The organism is Streptomyces sp. NPDC024017 (assembly GCF_040638895.1).
Taxonomy (GTDB): Bacteria; Actinomycetota; Actinomycetes; order Streptomycetales; family Streptomycetaceae; genus Streptomyces.
This window is the reverse complement of record NZ_JBEZYZ010000008.1, coordinates 14,685-29,332: the sequence shown is the minus strand read 5'-3', so window position 1 is coordinate 29,332 and position 14,648 is coordinate 14,685. Positions and strand designations below refer to the sequence as shown.

The following is a 14,648-nucleotide window of genomic DNA, read 5'->3' as shown; positions in this document are numbered from 1 at the left end:
TATCCCGCCCCTGAGGGTGGGCCTGAGCCGGGACCGCCTGCCGGCGCCGCTTCGCGCCCTACGGTCTGACCCATGGCCGAATCAGGAGCTACCGAACTCCCCCCGACGCCCCCGCCGCACAGCCCCGTCACGCGCGCGGAGCGTTTCGTCTGGCTCACCGCGCGCGTGCTCGAGCAGCGCCGCTTCGCCCACCACTTCCGGGGCGCCGCCGCCGACCCGGTGGAAACCGCCCTGGACGCCTACCGCAACGACGACGGCGGATACGGCCACGCGCTGGAGCCCGATCTGCGCGGCCCGGTCAGCCAGCCGCTGCACACCGCGCACGCCCTGCGTGTCCTGGACGCTGTCGGACGCTGCGCCGGCCAGCGCGTGGAACGCCTGTGCCGCTACCTGACGTCCGTCTCCACTCCCGACGGCGCCCTCCCGGCGATCCACCCCAGCCAGCGCGACTACCCCACGGCCCCCTTCGTGACGGTGGTGGACGACCCGCCCAGCGACCTCCTGGCCACCGGGCCGGTGGTGGGGCTGCTGCACCGCAACGAGGTGTGGCACGCCTGGCTGTTCCGGGCCACGGACTTCTGCTGGCAGGCGGTCGAGTCCCTGGAGAAGTCGCACCCGTACGAGATCGAGGCCGCCGTGGCCTTCCTGGACGCCGCCCCCGATCGTCCGCGTGCGGAGGCGGCCGCCGACCGTCTCGGCCGCCTGGTCCGCCAACAGCGCCTCGCGGCCCTCGACCCCGACGGCCTGGACGCGTATCCGGTGTCTCCCGGCTACGCCCCGGGGGAGCACCACTTCCCGTACGACTACGCGCGGACGCCGCGCTCGCTCGCTCGCGCGTGGTTCACGGACGACGAGATGGGCCGCTCCCTGGACCACCTGGCGGCCCAGCAGCAGGAGGACGGCGGCTGGCCCGTCCGGTGGCGCCACTGGGCCCCGGCCCCCGCCCTGGAGGCACGCCCGCTGGTGACGATCGAGGCTCTGCGCGTGCTCAGCGCGTACGGCCGCGCCATCGACTGATCATCCCGCCCCGATGGCCCGCACCCCCGCGGTCACCAGCACGGCCGCGGCGACGACGAGCAGGAACGGGGCACGCAGCAGCAGCGCCACGGCCGCGGCGGCGAGTCCGGCGGCCCGCGCGTCCAGCACCAGCGTCTGCCCGTCGGCGAAGGTCTGCTGGGCGGTGAGGGCCGCGAGCAGCGCGACAGGCAGCAGCGCGGCGAGGCGTTTGACGACGGGCCGCTCCAGGGCCCCTGCGGGCACCAGGAGCCCGGCCAGCTTGACGGCGTAGCACCCGAGGACGGTCGCCCCGATCGCGATCCAGATGTTCACCGCACGTCCCCCTGTCCCCTGCGCCGGCCGTCCGCCCACAGCACGGCCGGCGCCGCCAGCGCGGCCAGCAGCACCGGCACCCCGGCGGGCAGCACGGGCAGCAGTCCGAGCCCGAGCAGTACGGCGAGCCCGGCTACGGCCCGCTCGGTGCCGGTCTTCAGCATCGGCGCGAGCAGCGCGAGAAACACCGCGGGCCCGGCGGCGTCCAGGCCCCACGCGTCGGTGTCCCCGATGGCCTCGGCGCCCAGGGCACCGAGCAGTGTGGTGAGGTTCCACAGGATGTAGAGGCTCAGCCCGGTCACGGCGAACCCGAGTCGCGCGGCACGCCGGGTGGGCTGGGCGAGGGCGACGGCGGCCGTCTCGTCGATCACCCACTGGGCGGCGAACGGCCGCACCGCGCGCGGGAGGGCCAGCAACTGCGACAGACGCAGGCCGTAGAAGGCGTTCCGCACGCCCAGGAAGAAGGCCCCGGCGGCGGCGGTGAACGGGCTGCCCCCGGCCGCGAGGGCCCCCACCAGGGCGAACTGGGACGCCCCGGTGAACACCAGAAGACTGAGCGCGCACGTCTGCAGCAGCGTGAGTCCGCTGCCGGCCGAGGTCACTCCGAAGGCGAACCCGGACAGCCCGACGGCCACCCCGACACCCAGGGCGTCGCGTACGACGGCCCGGTCCGCCTTCCCGACATTTTCCGTATCTCTGAGAGCTGTCCGATCTGCCACGCGCCGCACGCTACGGGCAGCGGCTACCGCAGGTCTTGTACGTTCTTGCGCTCCCGCTGGTACGCCCCCGGGGGCACGCCGACCATCCGGCTGAAGTGCCGGTTGAGATGCGGCTGGTCGGTGAAACCGACGGCCAGGGCGACCTCCGAGGGCGCCGTCCCCATGTCCAGCAGCTGTCGCGCCCGGCGTACGCGCGCGTCCGTGAGCCAGGCGTGCGGCGGCATGCCGTAGACGTCCCTGAAGGCCCGCAGCAAGGCGAACGGGCTGGTCCCGAGATCGGCCGCCAGTTGCTCCAGGGTCGGCGGCTGTGCCATCCGCTCTTCCAGCACACCACGCGCGCGTGCCGCGATCCGGGCTCCCGCCGTGCGTACCTCCCGCTGCGGCATGGGCCCGCCGTTCAGCCGCAGCAGCCTGGTCACGGCGACCCGCAGCAGTGTGTCCGCGGCCAGCGCGTTGCCCTCGTCGGCGGCCCGCAGCACCTGGTGCACCAGACCGACGGCGTACGGATCGTCCATCACCGGGCTGACGAACCCGGGTGTGCCCCGCAGCGTCGTCGTCTCGGCCGCGATCTCGGCCACCACGTCGACCGACGGGTACACGGCCCCGTAGCGCCACCCCTCGGGCACTCCGGCCCGCCCGGTGTGCGGCGTATCCGGATTGACCAGCGCGAGCGCCCCGGCCCCGGCGTACTGGTCGCCCCCGCCGTGGTGGAACACCTCCACTCCGTCGGCGATCGCGGCGATCACGAAGTTCTCGTGCGTGTGCCGCACGAACGTCTTGCGCACGTACCGGGCCCGCAGCAGATCGACCCCGGGCAGCTCGTCGTACTGCCAATGCCGTGCGCGCTCGTTCATACGACCATTGTCCGCGGCGGGTGGACGACGCGGTGCCGCCCCGGCCCGTCCGGCGGCGAAACGGCAGGCCGCGAGGCGGCGAGGCCCGTTGTCAGTGCCGAGGTGCACGATGGACGCATGCCCAGCAATGCGCACCGAGCCCTGGACGGCTTCTCCCCCGCGACCCGCGCCTGGTTCACGGGTGCCTTCTCCGCGCCCACCGCGGCCCAGGCCGGTGCGTGGCAGGCCATCCACGAGGGCTCGGACGTGCTGGTCGTAGCCCCCACCGGCTCCGGCAAGACGCTTGCCGCCTTCCTGGCCGCTCTGGACCAGCTGGCCTCGGCGCCTCCCCCCGCGGACCCCAAGAAGCGCTGCCGCGTCCTGTACGTCTCCCCGCTGAAGGCCCTGGCGGTGGACGTCGAGCGCAACCTGCGCAGCCCGCTGACCGGCATCCGCCAGGAGTCGGTGCGCCTCGGCCTGCCCGAGCCCGAGGTCAAGGTGGGCATCCGCTCGGGCGACACCCCGGCTGCCGAGCGCCGCGCCCTGTCGACCCGCCCGCCGGACATCCTGATCACGACCCCGGAATCGCTGTTCCTGATGCTGACGTCGGCCACGCGCGACGCGCTGGCGGGTGTGGAGACGGTGATCCTCGACGAGGTGCACGCGGTTGCCGGCACCAAGCGCGGCGCTCATCTCGCGCTCTCCCTGGAGCGGCTGGACGACCTCCTCCCGAGGCCCGCCCGCCGGATCGGCCTCTCCGCGACGGTCCGCCCGGTGGACGAGGTGGCCCGTTTCCTCTCGCCTCGCCGCAAGGTGGAGATCGTCCAGCCGGAGTCGGGCAAGGAGTTCGACCTGTCCGTGGTCGTCCCGGTCGAGGATCTGGGCGAGCTGGGCGGCTCCCCGGTGGCGGACGGCCAGGAGGGCGCCGAGCGCCCGTCCATCTGGCCGCATGTGGAGGAGCGGATCGCCGACCTCGTCCAGTCCCACCGCTCCACGATCGTCTTCGCGAACTCGCGCCGCCTCGCGGAGCGCCTCTGCAACCGCCTGAACGAGATCGCGTACGAACGCGCCACGGGCGAGACCCTCGACGAGCACCACTCGCCCGCCGAGCTCATGGGCGGCTCGGGAGCAGCCCAGGGCGCCCCCCAGGTCATCGCCCGTGCCCACCACGGCTCGGTGTCCAAGGAGCAGCGCGCCCTGGTCGAGGAGGACCTCAAGGCTGGGCGCCTGCCCGCGGTCGTGGCCACCTCCAGTCTCGAACTGGGCATCGACATGGGCGCGGTGGATCTGGTCGTGCAGGTGGAGTCGCCGCCCTCCGTCGCCTCCGGCCTGCAGCGCGTGGGCCGGGCGGGCCACCAGGTGGGCGCGGTCTCCACCGGCGTGGTCTTCCCGAAGTACCGCGGCGACCTGGTGCAGGCGGCGGTGGTCACCGAGCGCATGCGCACCGGCTCCATCGAGTCCCTCAGGGTCCCCGCCAACCCGCTGGACGTCCTGGCCCAGCAGGTGGTCGCCATGACGGCCCTGGACACGTGGCAGTTCGACGATCTCCTCGCCGCGGTCCGCCGGGCCGCCCCCTTCGCCTCGCTGCCCGAGTCGGCCTTCACGGCGGTCCTCGACATGCTGGCGGGCCGCTACCCGTCCGACGCGTTCGCGGAGCTGCGCCCGCGCGTGGTCTGGGACCGGGTCACCGGCGAGATCACCGGCCGGCCCGGCGCGCAGCGCCTCGCCGTCACCTCCGGCGGCACGATCCCCGACCGAGGTCTCTTCGGCGTCTTCCTCGCGGGCGCCGACCCCAAGAAGGGCGGCGGCCGGGTCGGCGAGCTCGACGAGGAGATGGTCTACGAGTCCCGCGTCGGCGACGTCTTCACCCTCGGCACCAGCTCCTGGCGCATCGAGGACATCACCCGCGACCGCGTCCTGGTCTCCCCGGCCCCGGGCGTACCGGGCCGGTTGCCTTTCTGGAAGGGCGACCAGCTGGGCCGCCCGCTGGAACTGGGCCGGGCGGTGGGCGCGTTCCTGCGCGAGGTCGGGTCGCTGCCCGAGGACGACGCCCGCCTGCGCCTGCTCGCCGCCGGCCTGGACGCCTGGGCGGCGGACAACGTGCTCTCCTACCTGGACGAGCAGCGCGAGGCCTGCGGCCACATCCCGGACGACCGGACGATCGTCGTGGAGCGCTTCCGCGACGAGCTCGGCGACTGGCGCGTGGTGGTGCACTCCCCCTTCGGCGCCCAGGTGCACGCCCCCTGGGCGCTCGCGCTCGGCGCCAAGCTCTCCGAGCGGTACGGCATGGACGCCCAGGTGATGCACGCCGACGACGGCATCGTGCTGCGCCTGCCGGACGCCGACCTGATGGGCCTGGACCTGCTGGATCAGGAGCCGGTCAAGATGGGCCGGGAGTACGACGCCGAGCAGGCCCCTGTGGGCGCGGCGGACGTCGTCTTCGACAAGGGCGAGGTCGACCAGGTCGTCACCGACCAGGTGGGCAGTTCCGCCCTGTTCGCCTCCCGCTTCCGCGAGTGCGCCGCCCGCGCGCTGCTGCTGCCGCGCCGCAACCCGGGCAAGCGCACCCCGCTGTGGCAGCAGCGGCAGCGCGCCTCGCAGCTGCTGCAGGTGGCGAGCGAGTTCGGCTCGTTCCCGATCGTCCTGGAGGCGGTCCGCGAGTGTCTCCAGGACGTCTTCGACGTCCCCGGCCTCGTCGAGCTGATGGGCGACCTGGAGTCCCGCAAGGTCCGCCTCGTCGAAGTCACCACTGCCGAACCGTCCCCCTTCGCGCGCTCCCTCCTCTTCGGCTACGTCGCCCAGTTCCTGTACGAGGGTGACTCGCCGCTTGCCGAGCGCCGCGCCGCCGCCCTGTCGCTTGACTCCCGGCTGCTGGCCGAGCTGCTGGGCCAGGCGGAGCTGCGCGAGCTGCTGGACGCGGAGGTGCTGACCGAGCTGGAGCGGGAGCTGCAGTGGCGCACCGAGGACCGCCGCGTCAAGGACGCCGAGGGCGTCGCGGACCTCCTCCGCCTCCTCGGCCCGCTCACGGACGCGGAACTGGCCGAGCGGGGCGCCGAACCTCAGTGGGCCCAGGAGCTGGCGGGCGCCCGCCGCGCCATCAGGGTCCGGATCGCGGGCAGAGACCACTGGGCGGCGATCGAGGACGCGGGCCGCCTGCGCGACGCGCTGGGCACAGCGCTGCCGGTCGGCGTCCCGGAAGCCTTCACGGAGCCCGTCAAGGACCCGCTCGGCGACCTCCTCGCGCGCTACGCCCGCACCCACGGCCCGTTCACCTCGACCACGGCTGCCGCACGCTTCGGCCTGGGCGTCGCCGTCACCGAGGGCGCCCTCCAGCGGCTCGCCGCTGCGGGCCGGGTCGTCCAGGGCGAGTTCCACCCGGCGGGGATCGGCCAGGAGTGGTGCGACGCCGCCGTGCTGCGCCGATTGCGCCGCCGCTCCCTGGCCGCCCTGCGGCACGAACTGGAGCCGGTGCCACCGGCCGCGCTCGCCCAGTTCCTCCCCCAGTGGCAGCACATCGGCAAGGGGCACTCCCTGCGCGGCATCGACGGGCTGGTCCGGGCCATCGAGCAGGTCCAGGGCGCGTCCGTGCCGGCCTCCGCCCTGGAGAAGCTGGTGCTGCCGTCCCGGGTCGTGAACTACAGCCCGGCGATGCTGGACGAGCTCACGGCCGCCGGAGAGGTGGTCTGGGCCGGGGCGGGCTCCCTCCCCGGCAAGGACGGCTGGGTCTCCCTCTACCTGGCGGACGCGGCCCCCCTGCTCCTGCCTCCCCCGCACCCCCTGGAGCTGACCGCGCTGCACCAGTCCGTGCTGGACACCCTCTCCGGCGGCTACGGCCTGTTCTTCCGCCAGATCGCCGACCAGGTCCGCGCCACCACCCACCCCGAGGCCGCCGATCCTCAGCTGGCCGACGCCCTCTGGGACCTGGCGTGGTCCGGCCGCCTGACGAACGACACGCTCACGCCCATGCGTTCGCTGCTGGGCTCGGGCCGCACCGCGGGCTCCACGGCCCACCGCGCCAAGCGCTCGGTCCCGCGCGGCCGCTATGGCTCCCTGACGGCCGCGGCCCGTACCGCGTCCCGCTCCGGCCCGCCGACGGTCGCCGGCCGCTGGTCCCTGCTCCCGGCCCACGAACCGGACCCCACCGTCCGGGCCCATGCCCTCGCCCGCACGCTCCTCGACCGGCACGGCGTGGTCACCAGGGGCGCGGTCTCGGCGGAGGGCGTCGAGGGCGGCTTCTCGGCGACGTACCGCGTTCTGTCCGTCTTCGAGGAGAGCGGTCAGGCCCGCCGCGGCTACGTGGTGGAGGGCCTCGGCGCCGCGCAGTTCGCGATGGACGGCGCGGTGGACCGCCTGCGCGCGGTGTCCAATTCCCGCGACCGCGGCGAGGACCTGCCCGGCCCGCCTCCCGGCTCCGAACCCGATCCGTTCCCGGCCCATGACTTCGCCGGGCCGGACGACTCCGCCCCGCTTTACGATCACACCGACGACCCCGGCCCCGACGGTTTCCCAGGCCTGGGCGCCCCCTACGACACGCCTGAGCCCTCCCCGGGCGAGTGGGTCTCACCCCGCGACTACGCCCCGCAGGCCGCCCCGCCCTGGCAGAACGGCGGGCGCGCGGCGTACGACCAGGGGTTCCCGGGCCGCCGTACCCGCTCTGACGGTGCCTCCCAGGCCGTCGTCCTCGCCGCCGCCGATCCGGCGAACGCATACGGCGCCGCCCTGGCCTGGCCCGAGCCCCCGACCGGCGCCGGGCACAAGCCGGGCCGCAAAGCGGGCTCCCTGGTGGTGCTCGTCGGCGGCGAGCTGACGCTCTACATGGAGCGCGGTGGCAAGACGCTGCTGGCCTGGGCCGCCGACCAGGACGGCGTTCCCGCCGACGATCCCCGTCTGCGCAGCGCCGCGGAGGCCCTCGCCGCGGCAGCCCGCGCGGGCTCGCTCGGCACGGTCACGGTGGAGCGCATCAACGGCGCCCAGGCCCTGACCTCCCCCATCGGCACCCTGCTGGAAGGAGCGGGCTTCATCGCGACGCCCCGAGGGCTCCGCCTGCGCGCCTGACCGCCACCCACCCACAGCCGCTCCGGGGCGGCACGCGTCCGCCGTGCCACCCTTGACCCATGCCCGAAGGTGACACGGTCTGGCAGGCCGCGAGGCGGTTGCACGACGCCCTCGCGGGCAAGGTGCTGACCCGCAGCGACCTCAGGGTGCCCCGCTTCGCCACGGCCGACCTCACGGGCCGTACGGTCCTGGACGTCACCCCGCGTGGCAAGCACCTCCTCACCCGTATCGAGGGCGGCCTGACGCTGCACTCCCATCTGCGGATGGACGGCTCCTGGAAGGTGTACGGGAACGGCCAGCGCTGGAGCGGCGGCCCCGGGCACCAGATCCGCGCAATCCTCGGCACCACCGACCGCACGGCCGTCGGCTACCGCCTTCCCGTCCTGGAGCTCCTGCGCACGACCCAAGAGCACCGTGCGGTCGGCCACCTCGGCCCCGACCTCCTGGGCCCCGACTGGGACCCCGACCGGGCGCTCGCCAACGTCCTCCAGGACCCCGCCCGCGAACTGGGCGAGGCTCTGCTCGACCAGCGCAACCTCGCCGGCATCGGCAATGTCTACAAGAGCGAGCTCTGCTTCCTGCTCGGCGTCACCCCCTGGCTCCCGGCCGGCGACCTGCCCGCCGACCGCGCCGCGAAGCTGCCCGCGCTCGCCAAGAAGCTGCTGGAGGCCAACCGCGACCGCCCCATCCGCAGCACGACGGGCAGCCGCGGCCAGGACCTCTTCGTCTACGGCCGGGCGCCCCGCCCCTGCCTGCGCTGCCGCACCTCGATCCGCGTAGCCGACCAGGGCGACGGCTCCCGCGAACGCCCCACCTACTGGTGCCCCACCTGCCAGCCGGGCCCCGCCCCGACCCCGACCCGGCGCAACCGCACCAATTGACGACCCGTCAGAAACGCTCGTACGGTCCCTGTATGCCCGTCACGGCGTACGACCTCACCGGCCGCACCGCGTTCGTCACCGGCGCCGCGAGCGGCATCGGCCGCGCCTCGGCGCTCCTGCTCGCCGAGGCGGGCGCGACCGTGCACTGTGCGGACCGCGACGCCGATGGCCTGCACGACACGGCGGCTCTGATCAAGGACGGCGGCGGCACCGCCCGCACCCACACCCTCGACGTCACCGACCGGACCCTGCTGAGGCAGGCCCTCGCCTCCTGCGAGCGCCTGGACGCCCTGGCCGCGGTCGCCGGGATCATGCACAGCAGCCCCGTGCTGGAGACCCGGGACGAGGACCTCGACCGGGTACTGAACGTCAACTTCAAGGGAGTCCTGTACGCCTGCCAGGAGGCCGCCCGCCTGATGATCGCCCAGGGCACCCGGGGCAGCATCGTCACCATGGCCTCCGGCGCCGTCGACACAGGCGGCCCCGGACTGCTCTGTTACGGCGCGGCCAAGGCGGCGGTGGTCCAGCTGACGAAGACCCTCGCGACGGAGGTCGGCCGGCACGGCATCCGCGTCAACGCGGTCGCCCCGGGCTGGATCCGCACACCGATGACCGACCGCCACGACAGCGCGGCCCAGGCGCACACGGAGTCCGTCATGGCCCGCATGTCACCCCTGGGCCGCGTCGGCGAGCCCGAGGACATCGCCCACGCGGTCCTCCACCTGGCCTCCGACGCCTCGGCCTTCACAACGGGCCAGATCCTCCGCCCGAACGGGGGCGTGGCAATGCCGTGGTGACCCGACCCCGCCGACCTACGACGTACAGCCCCGGCCCCGGCCCGCCGACCCCGCATCCCACTCAGGGCACGCGGCCGACCACCGCGACTCTCGCTCTTGGACGCCGACTGATCGACGCGCCCATCCGGGCAGGGCCGCCGGCTGCCGACACACACCCGGGCACGCGGCCGACAGCCGCGGTTCCCGAAGACCACCGCTCTCACCCGCACAGGCCGACCAGCCCGCAACCCAACCGAGGCACGCCCTTGGCCCACCACCCCTCACGCAACAAGCGCCGCAGCGAAGCCCCTACGCTCCCCTCGACTTCACCCCCGCCGCACCCCCAGCCCCGGCCCCGGCCCCGGCCCCCCAGATCCTCCGCCACCGCCCCGCCCCCACAACCCCCCGCGCCCTCCGCTTGGGCACGCAATGCACGGGCAGCACGCTCAGCCCCCACCCCCCGGCCGCGACCGCCGCCTCCAGCACCCCCGCCTCAGGTACGGCCACCAGCCGCAACACGGCCCACCACCACAGCGCCCCCAGCCCGAGCACGGCCCCACGGACCCCCCAGCTCCGGCTCCCCCAGCGCGCTATCCCCGCCATGGCCGCCACCTCCAGCCCGACGGTATGCAGCCACCCGGATCCGCGGACAGGGCGCACCACAGGCACACGAGCGCACCGCGCACACCGCACAGGCCTCTCAGGCCGCGCACGCGCACCCGACGCGCGCCGCGCAGCCCTCCGCGCCGAGCGGAGGCGGCACTCTCGCCCGGCCCGTCACTTGCTCCCGCGCGCTCTTCCGTCACCCGTTCTCGGCCTGGAACATCCAGTGATGCTTCTCCAGGTCGGCCGTGATCCCGATGAAGATGTCCTGGCTCACCGGATCCGGCTCCCCGGTCGACTCGACCCGCTCCCGCATCCGCGCGATCACCGCACCCAGCGCCTCGACGAGCGTGCTCACGGCGGTCGTGTCGTCGACCCATCCTTCGGGGGTCACCCCGATCCCGCTGCCGACGGCCACCGTCGCGGCACGCCCGTCAGGAGAGATCCCCAGGGCCGCGGCGCGCTCCGCCACGGTGTCGGAGTACTTCCGCGCGGTGTCGACGACCTCGTCGAGCTGGAGATGCACGGAACGGAAGCGTTGCCCCACCACGTTCCAGTGAATCTGCTTCGCCACGAGGGCGAGATCCACCAGATCGACAAGGGCACCTTGCAGCGCCTCGGACACGGTCTTCAGGCTCGCGTCCGACAACGGGCTCTTCACGACGTACATCCGCACCTCCGAGGACTGCCCCCGCCATCCCTTCAACGATGACCGCCGCACGCCACACCGGCAAACGCACACAAATCCGACACTGCCTCCGCGAGGCGGCGCCTGTCGGCCCCCACGCAAGCGAAAACCCCGGGCGGCACCCCTCCGGATCTCCCGGAGCGGCCCGGCCGGGGCCTCAGCACTTCTCAGCGCCTGTACTTCTCAGCGCCTGTTCGGCACCACCTGTCTCATGCAACGCAGGCGTGAAGCCTCACGCGGCGACGACGTCCACCGCTTCGGCAGGCGCCTTGATGGTCACCCGTTCCGGTGGCACACCGGTCACCGAAACGGAACCCAGCATCGGGCGAACCGGCGTGGGTACAGGCTCGCTGGGGGTGGCCGCAGCAGACTGGGCCAGCTCGGCGAGGGCGAGCTCGTCGCTCACTTCCCGCATGAGCTCGGACATCCGTACGTCCAACGCGTCGCAGATGGCGGAGAGCAGCTCGGAGGAAGCCTCCTTCTGCCCCCGCTCCACCTCGGAGAGATAGCCGAGTGAGACTCGGGCGGACGAGGAGACTTCGCGCAGAGTACGGCCCTGGCGCTGGCGCTGCCGACGCAGCACGTCACCCAGCAGGCGACGGAGCAGAATCATCGGTGGCTCCCTCCTCGGACCGCGTAGCCGCATCCATTACGCCCCACCGTACCGCCTTGCGCCGCGGCCGTGCGGGGAGCGATGTCGTGTTCACTCAGGGCTGCAAACATCAAAACCCCCCGTTCCGTTCCGTATCCTGTGCCCGCTCATTCCCAGTCTGTTCGCCCGCAAGCTCCTTCAGGAGCAGTGCGAGTACGCTCCGTACACTCTCTCTACGAATTTCCGCGCGGTCGCCGTTCAACCGCAGAGCCTCCACTTTTCCGCCGCCGGCAGAACCGGAATCGGCTCCGACGGGTCCGTCCACGGCGACGAAGACCGTGCCGACGGCCTGTCCGTCCTGCGGCTCGGGACCCGCGACTCCGGTGGTCGCGATGCCCCAGTCGGTGCCGAGCGCCTTGCGAACGCCGACCGCCATCTGGGCTGCGACCTGCGGATCCACCGCCCCGCGCGCCGCCAGCAGGGTGGCGTCGACGTCGAGCAGGTCGTGCTTCAGGTCGGTGGCGTAGGCGGTCACGGAGCCCCGGAAGACCTTGGACGCCCCGGGGACGGATGTGATCTCCGCCGCAACGAGGCCACCGGTCAGCGACTCCGCGACGGCGAGCGTCTCGCCCTTCACCGTGAGTAGTCTCACCACGTCGGTGGCCGTGGAACTCACGCTTCCTTCTCCTCCAACGCGGCCTTGCGCTCGGCGATTCCCTGCCTGCGCAGCACAATGGCTTGTTTTACATAGTCGAGGCCTGTCACCACGGTCAGCACGACCGCCGCGGCCATCACCCACCACCTCAGGGTGGCCAGCCACCCCGTCAGCGCCAGCACGTACATGCCCACGGCCACGCCCTGGGTGAGGGTCTTCAGCTTGCCTCCGCGGCTGGCGGGAATGACGCCGTACCGGATGACCCAGAAACGCAGCAGGGTGACGCCGAGTTCCCGGCCGAGGATGACGCCCGTCACCCACCAGGGCAGATCGTCCAGCGCGGACAGGCAGATCAGCGCCGTTCCCATGATCGCCTTGTCGGCGATGGGGTCGGCGATCTTCCCGAAGTCCGTGACCAGGTTGTACCTGCGCGCCAGGTGACCGTCGAACAGGTCGGTGATCATGGCGATGGCGAAGGCGGCCCAGGCGAGGGCCCGCCACGCCGGGTCGTATCCACCGTCGGCGAGCATCAGCGCGACGAAGGCCGGTACGAGGACCAGCCGGAGCATGGTCAGGAGGTTGGCGATGTTCCAGACACTGGCCTGGTTGACGGCCGCGGCCGCCAGCTTTCCGCCCCGCGCTGACTTCCCGTCGCCCTGGTCGTCGACGCCGGCGCTCTGCGCGCCCTCATCGACGACAGCCCCGGCACCATCCGCGACGGGCACCGAACCATGGCCCATGACGAACGCCGGACCATGCACCTCACCGGGCCCGGCATCCTGGCCCGCACCGGAGACCCCGCCATGACCCGCGTCGGACGCCGCACCGGACGCCCCGCCTTCAGCCGACCGCGCGGCCGCACGCCCCACCGCCGCCCCGGGAACCTTCCCCGAGGCCGCAGCGGCCGCACCGGCCGCTGCCCTCCTCGCGCCGGAGGAGCCTCCCGCCGCGGATGCCGGGACACCGGTCATCTGCCCGCCTCCTCACTCCACGCAGGCGACGTGAGCGAGCCCTGCAGCGGCTCGGCCACCAGGTCGACACCCTCCGTACCGACCACCTTCGCCTCGACCATACGGCCGATGCGCAGACCCGCGCCGCTCGTGAGCAGCACCTGGCCGTCCGTCTCGGGCGCCTGGTGCTCCGCACGGCCGTACACGCCGTCCTCGTCGACGGACTCGACGAGGACCCGCACGGTCTGGCCGACGCGGTCCTCGGCTCGCTGCGAGACGAGTTCCTCGGCCAGTCGCGAGATGTGAGCCAGCCGCTCGGCGACGACGTCCTCGTCGAGCTTGTCGTCGTAGGTCGCCGCCTCGGTGCCCTCCTCGTCGGAGTAGCCGAAGACGCCGATGGCGTCCAGCCGCGCGCCGTTCAGGAACCGCTCCAGCTCGGCGAGGTCGGCCTCGCTCTCGCCGGGGAAGCCGACGATGAAGTTGGAGCGCACACCGGCCTCGGGCGCCTTGCTGCGGATGGTGTCGAGCAGCTCCAGGAACCGGTCGGTGTCGCCGAAGCGACGCATCGCGCGCAGCACGCCGGGCGCGGAGTGCTGGAAGGACAGGTCGAAGTAGGGCGCGACCTTCGGGGTCGAGGTCAGCACGTCGATGAGGCCGGGCCGCATCTCGGCCGGCTGGAGGTAGCTGACGCGGACGCGCTCGATGCCGTCGACTTCGGCGAGCTCGGGCAGCAGCGACTCCAGCAGACGGATGTCGCCGAGGTCCTTGCCGTAGGAGGTGTTGTTCTCGGAGACCAGCATGATCTCCTTCACGCCCTGCTCCGCAAGCCACCGCGTCTCGTTCAGCACGTCGCTCGGACGGCGGGAGATGAAGGAGCCGCGGAAGGAGGGGATGGCGCAGAAGGAGCAGCGGCGGTCGCAGCCGGAGGCGAGCTTCACGGAGGCGACCGGGGAGCCGTCCAGACGGCGGCGCAGGGGTGCGCGCGGACCGGAGGCCGGAGCGAGGCCCTCCGGGAGATCCGCGGGCGCGACGGCGGGCTCGGCCGGGCCGTGCCCGGGCAGCGCGACCTCGGCCGCCGACTCCTGGCGCTCCGCCGGGCTGATCGGCAGCAGCTTGCGCCGGTCGCGCGGGGTGTGCGAGGCGTGGATGCCGCCGTTGAGGATGGTCTGGAGGCGGTCGGAGATGTCCGAGTAGTCGTCGAAGCCGAGCACGCCGTCGGCCTCGGGCAGTGCTTCGGCGAGTTCCTTGCCGTACCGCTCGGCCATGCAGCCCACCGCCACGACGGCCTGGGTTCTGCCGTGTCCCTTGAGGTCGTTGGCTTCGAGGAGGGCGTCGACGGAGTCCTTCTTGGCGGCTTCGACGAAGCCGCAGGTGTTCACGACGGCGACGTCCGCGTTCTCGGCGTCCTCCACGAGCTGCCAGCCGTCCGCCTCCAAACGGCCTGCGAGCTCCTCCGAGTCCACCTCGTTACGGGCGCAGCCAAGGGTGACCAGTGCGACGGTACGGCGTTCAGGCATGGGCTCAAGACTACTTCGTCCCGCTGACACCCCACGTCGACGGGGTTGGC

13 protein-coding genes are annotated in these 14,648 nt (G+C 73.2%); 4 read left to right on the top strand and 9 right to left on the bottom strand.

Features of this window, described 5'->3' with window-relative positions:
* Nucleotides 1-72 precede the first annotated feature (72 nt).
* Nucleotides 73-1,017, top strand: a complete 945-nt coding sequence (locus AB0G20_RS22220; protein WP_361305105.1) for a hypothetical protein — start codon at nt 73-75, stop codon at nt 1,015-1,017.
* Here the strand turns inward: AB0G20_RS22220 and AB0G20_RS22215 are convergent, their stop codons facing one another.
* The 3 genes from AB0G20_RS22215 to AB0G20_RS22205 are packed head-to-tail and all read right to left on the bottom strand — an operon-like array spanning nt 1,018 to nt 2,902.
* A complete protein-coding gene (locus AB0G20_RS22215; RefSeq protein ID WP_361305103.1) occupies nt 1,018-1,329 on the bottom strand; it encodes an AzlD domain-containing protein in 312 nt (103 codons plus the stop codon).
* Complete coding sequence (locus AB0G20_RS22210; protein WP_361305101.1) at nt 1,326-2,048, bottom strand: AzlC family ABC transporter permease; 723 nt, start codon at nt 2,046-2,048, stop codon at nt 1,326-1,328. Before AB0G20_RS22210 ends, AB0G20_RS22215 begins: the two co-directional genes overlap by 4 nt.
* Nucleotides 2,049-2,071: 23 nt before the next feature.
* Entirely contained in the window at nt 2,072-2,902 is an 831-nt protein-coding gene (locus tag AB0G20_RS22205; RefSeq protein ID WP_361305099.1) for an AraC family transcriptional regulator, read from the bottom strand.
* Nucleotides 2,903-3,019: 117 nt separating this feature from the next.
* Here AB0G20_RS22205 and AB0G20_RS22200 point away from each other — a divergent pair, with 117 nt between their 5' ends.
* Genes AB0G20_RS22200 through AB0G20_RS22190 form a run of 3 tightly spaced genes read left to right on the top strand, consistent with a single transcriptional unit; the run spans nt 3,020 to nt 9,614 of the window.
* Nucleotides 3,020-7,936 (top strand): ATP-dependent helicase, encoded by a 4,917-nt coding sequence (locus AB0G20_RS22200; protein ID WP_361305097.1) that lies wholly within the window; start codon nt 3,020-3,022, stop codon nt 7,934-7,936.
* A gap of 59 nt (nt 7,937-7,995) precedes the next feature.
* Nucleotides 7,996-8,817, top strand: coding sequence for a DNA-formamidopyrimidine glycosylase family protein (locus AB0G20_RS22195; protein WP_361305095.1), 822 nt, complete (start codon nt 7,996-7,998; stop codon nt 8,815-8,817).
* 32 nt (nt 8,818-8,849) lie between these two features.
* Nucleotides 8,850-9,614 (top strand): SDR family NAD(P)-dependent oxidoreductase, encoded by a 765-nt coding sequence (locus AB0G20_RS22190; protein WP_361305093.1) that lies wholly within the window; start codon nt 8,850-8,852, stop codon nt 9,612-9,614.
* A gap of 288 nt (nt 9,615-9,902) precedes the next feature.
* Here the strand turns inward: AB0G20_RS22190 and AB0G20_RS22185 are convergent, their stop codons facing one another.
* The 6 genes from AB0G20_RS22185 to rimO all read right to left on the bottom strand — a co-directional run bounded on the left by AB0G20_RS22185 (nt 9,903) and on the right by rimO (nt 14,598).
* On the bottom strand, nt 9,903-10,196 hold the full coding sequence (locus tag AB0G20_RS22185) for a hypothetical protein (RefSeq protein ID WP_361305091.1): 294 nt from the start codon (nt 10,194-10,196) through the stop codon (nt 9,903-9,905).
* 199 nt (nt 10,197-10,395) lie between these two features.
* Nucleotides 10,396-10,866 carry a DNA starvation/stationary phase protection protein gene (locus tag AB0G20_RS22180; RefSeq protein WP_361305089.1) on the bottom strand — a complete coding sequence of 157 codons (471 nt, stop codon included), beginning with the start codon at nt 10,864-10,866 and terminating at the stop codon, nt 10,396-10,398.
* A 250-nt stretch (nt 10,867-11,116) separates the two neighbouring features.
* The gene (locus tag AB0G20_RS22175) at nt 11,117-11,497 is read right to left on the bottom strand and encodes a helix-turn-helix transcriptional regulator (protein ID WP_003993396.1); all 381 of its coding nucleotides are present in this window, start codon (nt 11,495-11,497) and stop codon (nt 11,117-11,119) included.
* Between the two features lie 109 nt (nt 11,498-11,606).
* Nucleotides 11,607-12,152: a CinA family protein gene (locus AB0G20_RS22170; protein ID WP_361305087.1), complete on the bottom strand. Its 546-nt coding sequence runs from the start codon at nt 12,150-12,152 to the stop codon at nt 11,607-11,609.
* Nucleotides 12,149-13,102, bottom strand: a complete 954-nt coding sequence (gene pgsA / locus AB0G20_RS22165; RefSeq protein ID WP_361305085.1) for a CDP-diacylglycerol--glycerol-3-phosphate 3-phosphatidyltransferase — start codon at nt 13,100-13,102, stop codon at nt 12,149-12,151. Before pgsA ends, AB0G20_RS22170 begins: the two co-directional genes overlap by 4 nt.
* Complete coding sequence (rimO, locus tag AB0G20_RS22160) at nt 13,099-14,598, bottom strand: 30S ribosomal protein S12 methylthiotransferase RimO (protein WP_361305083.1); 1,500 nt, start codon at nt 14,596-14,598, stop codon at nt 13,099-13,101. Before rimO ends, pgsA begins: the two co-directional genes overlap by 4 nt.
* Nucleotides 14,599-14,648 lie beyond the last annotated feature (50 nt).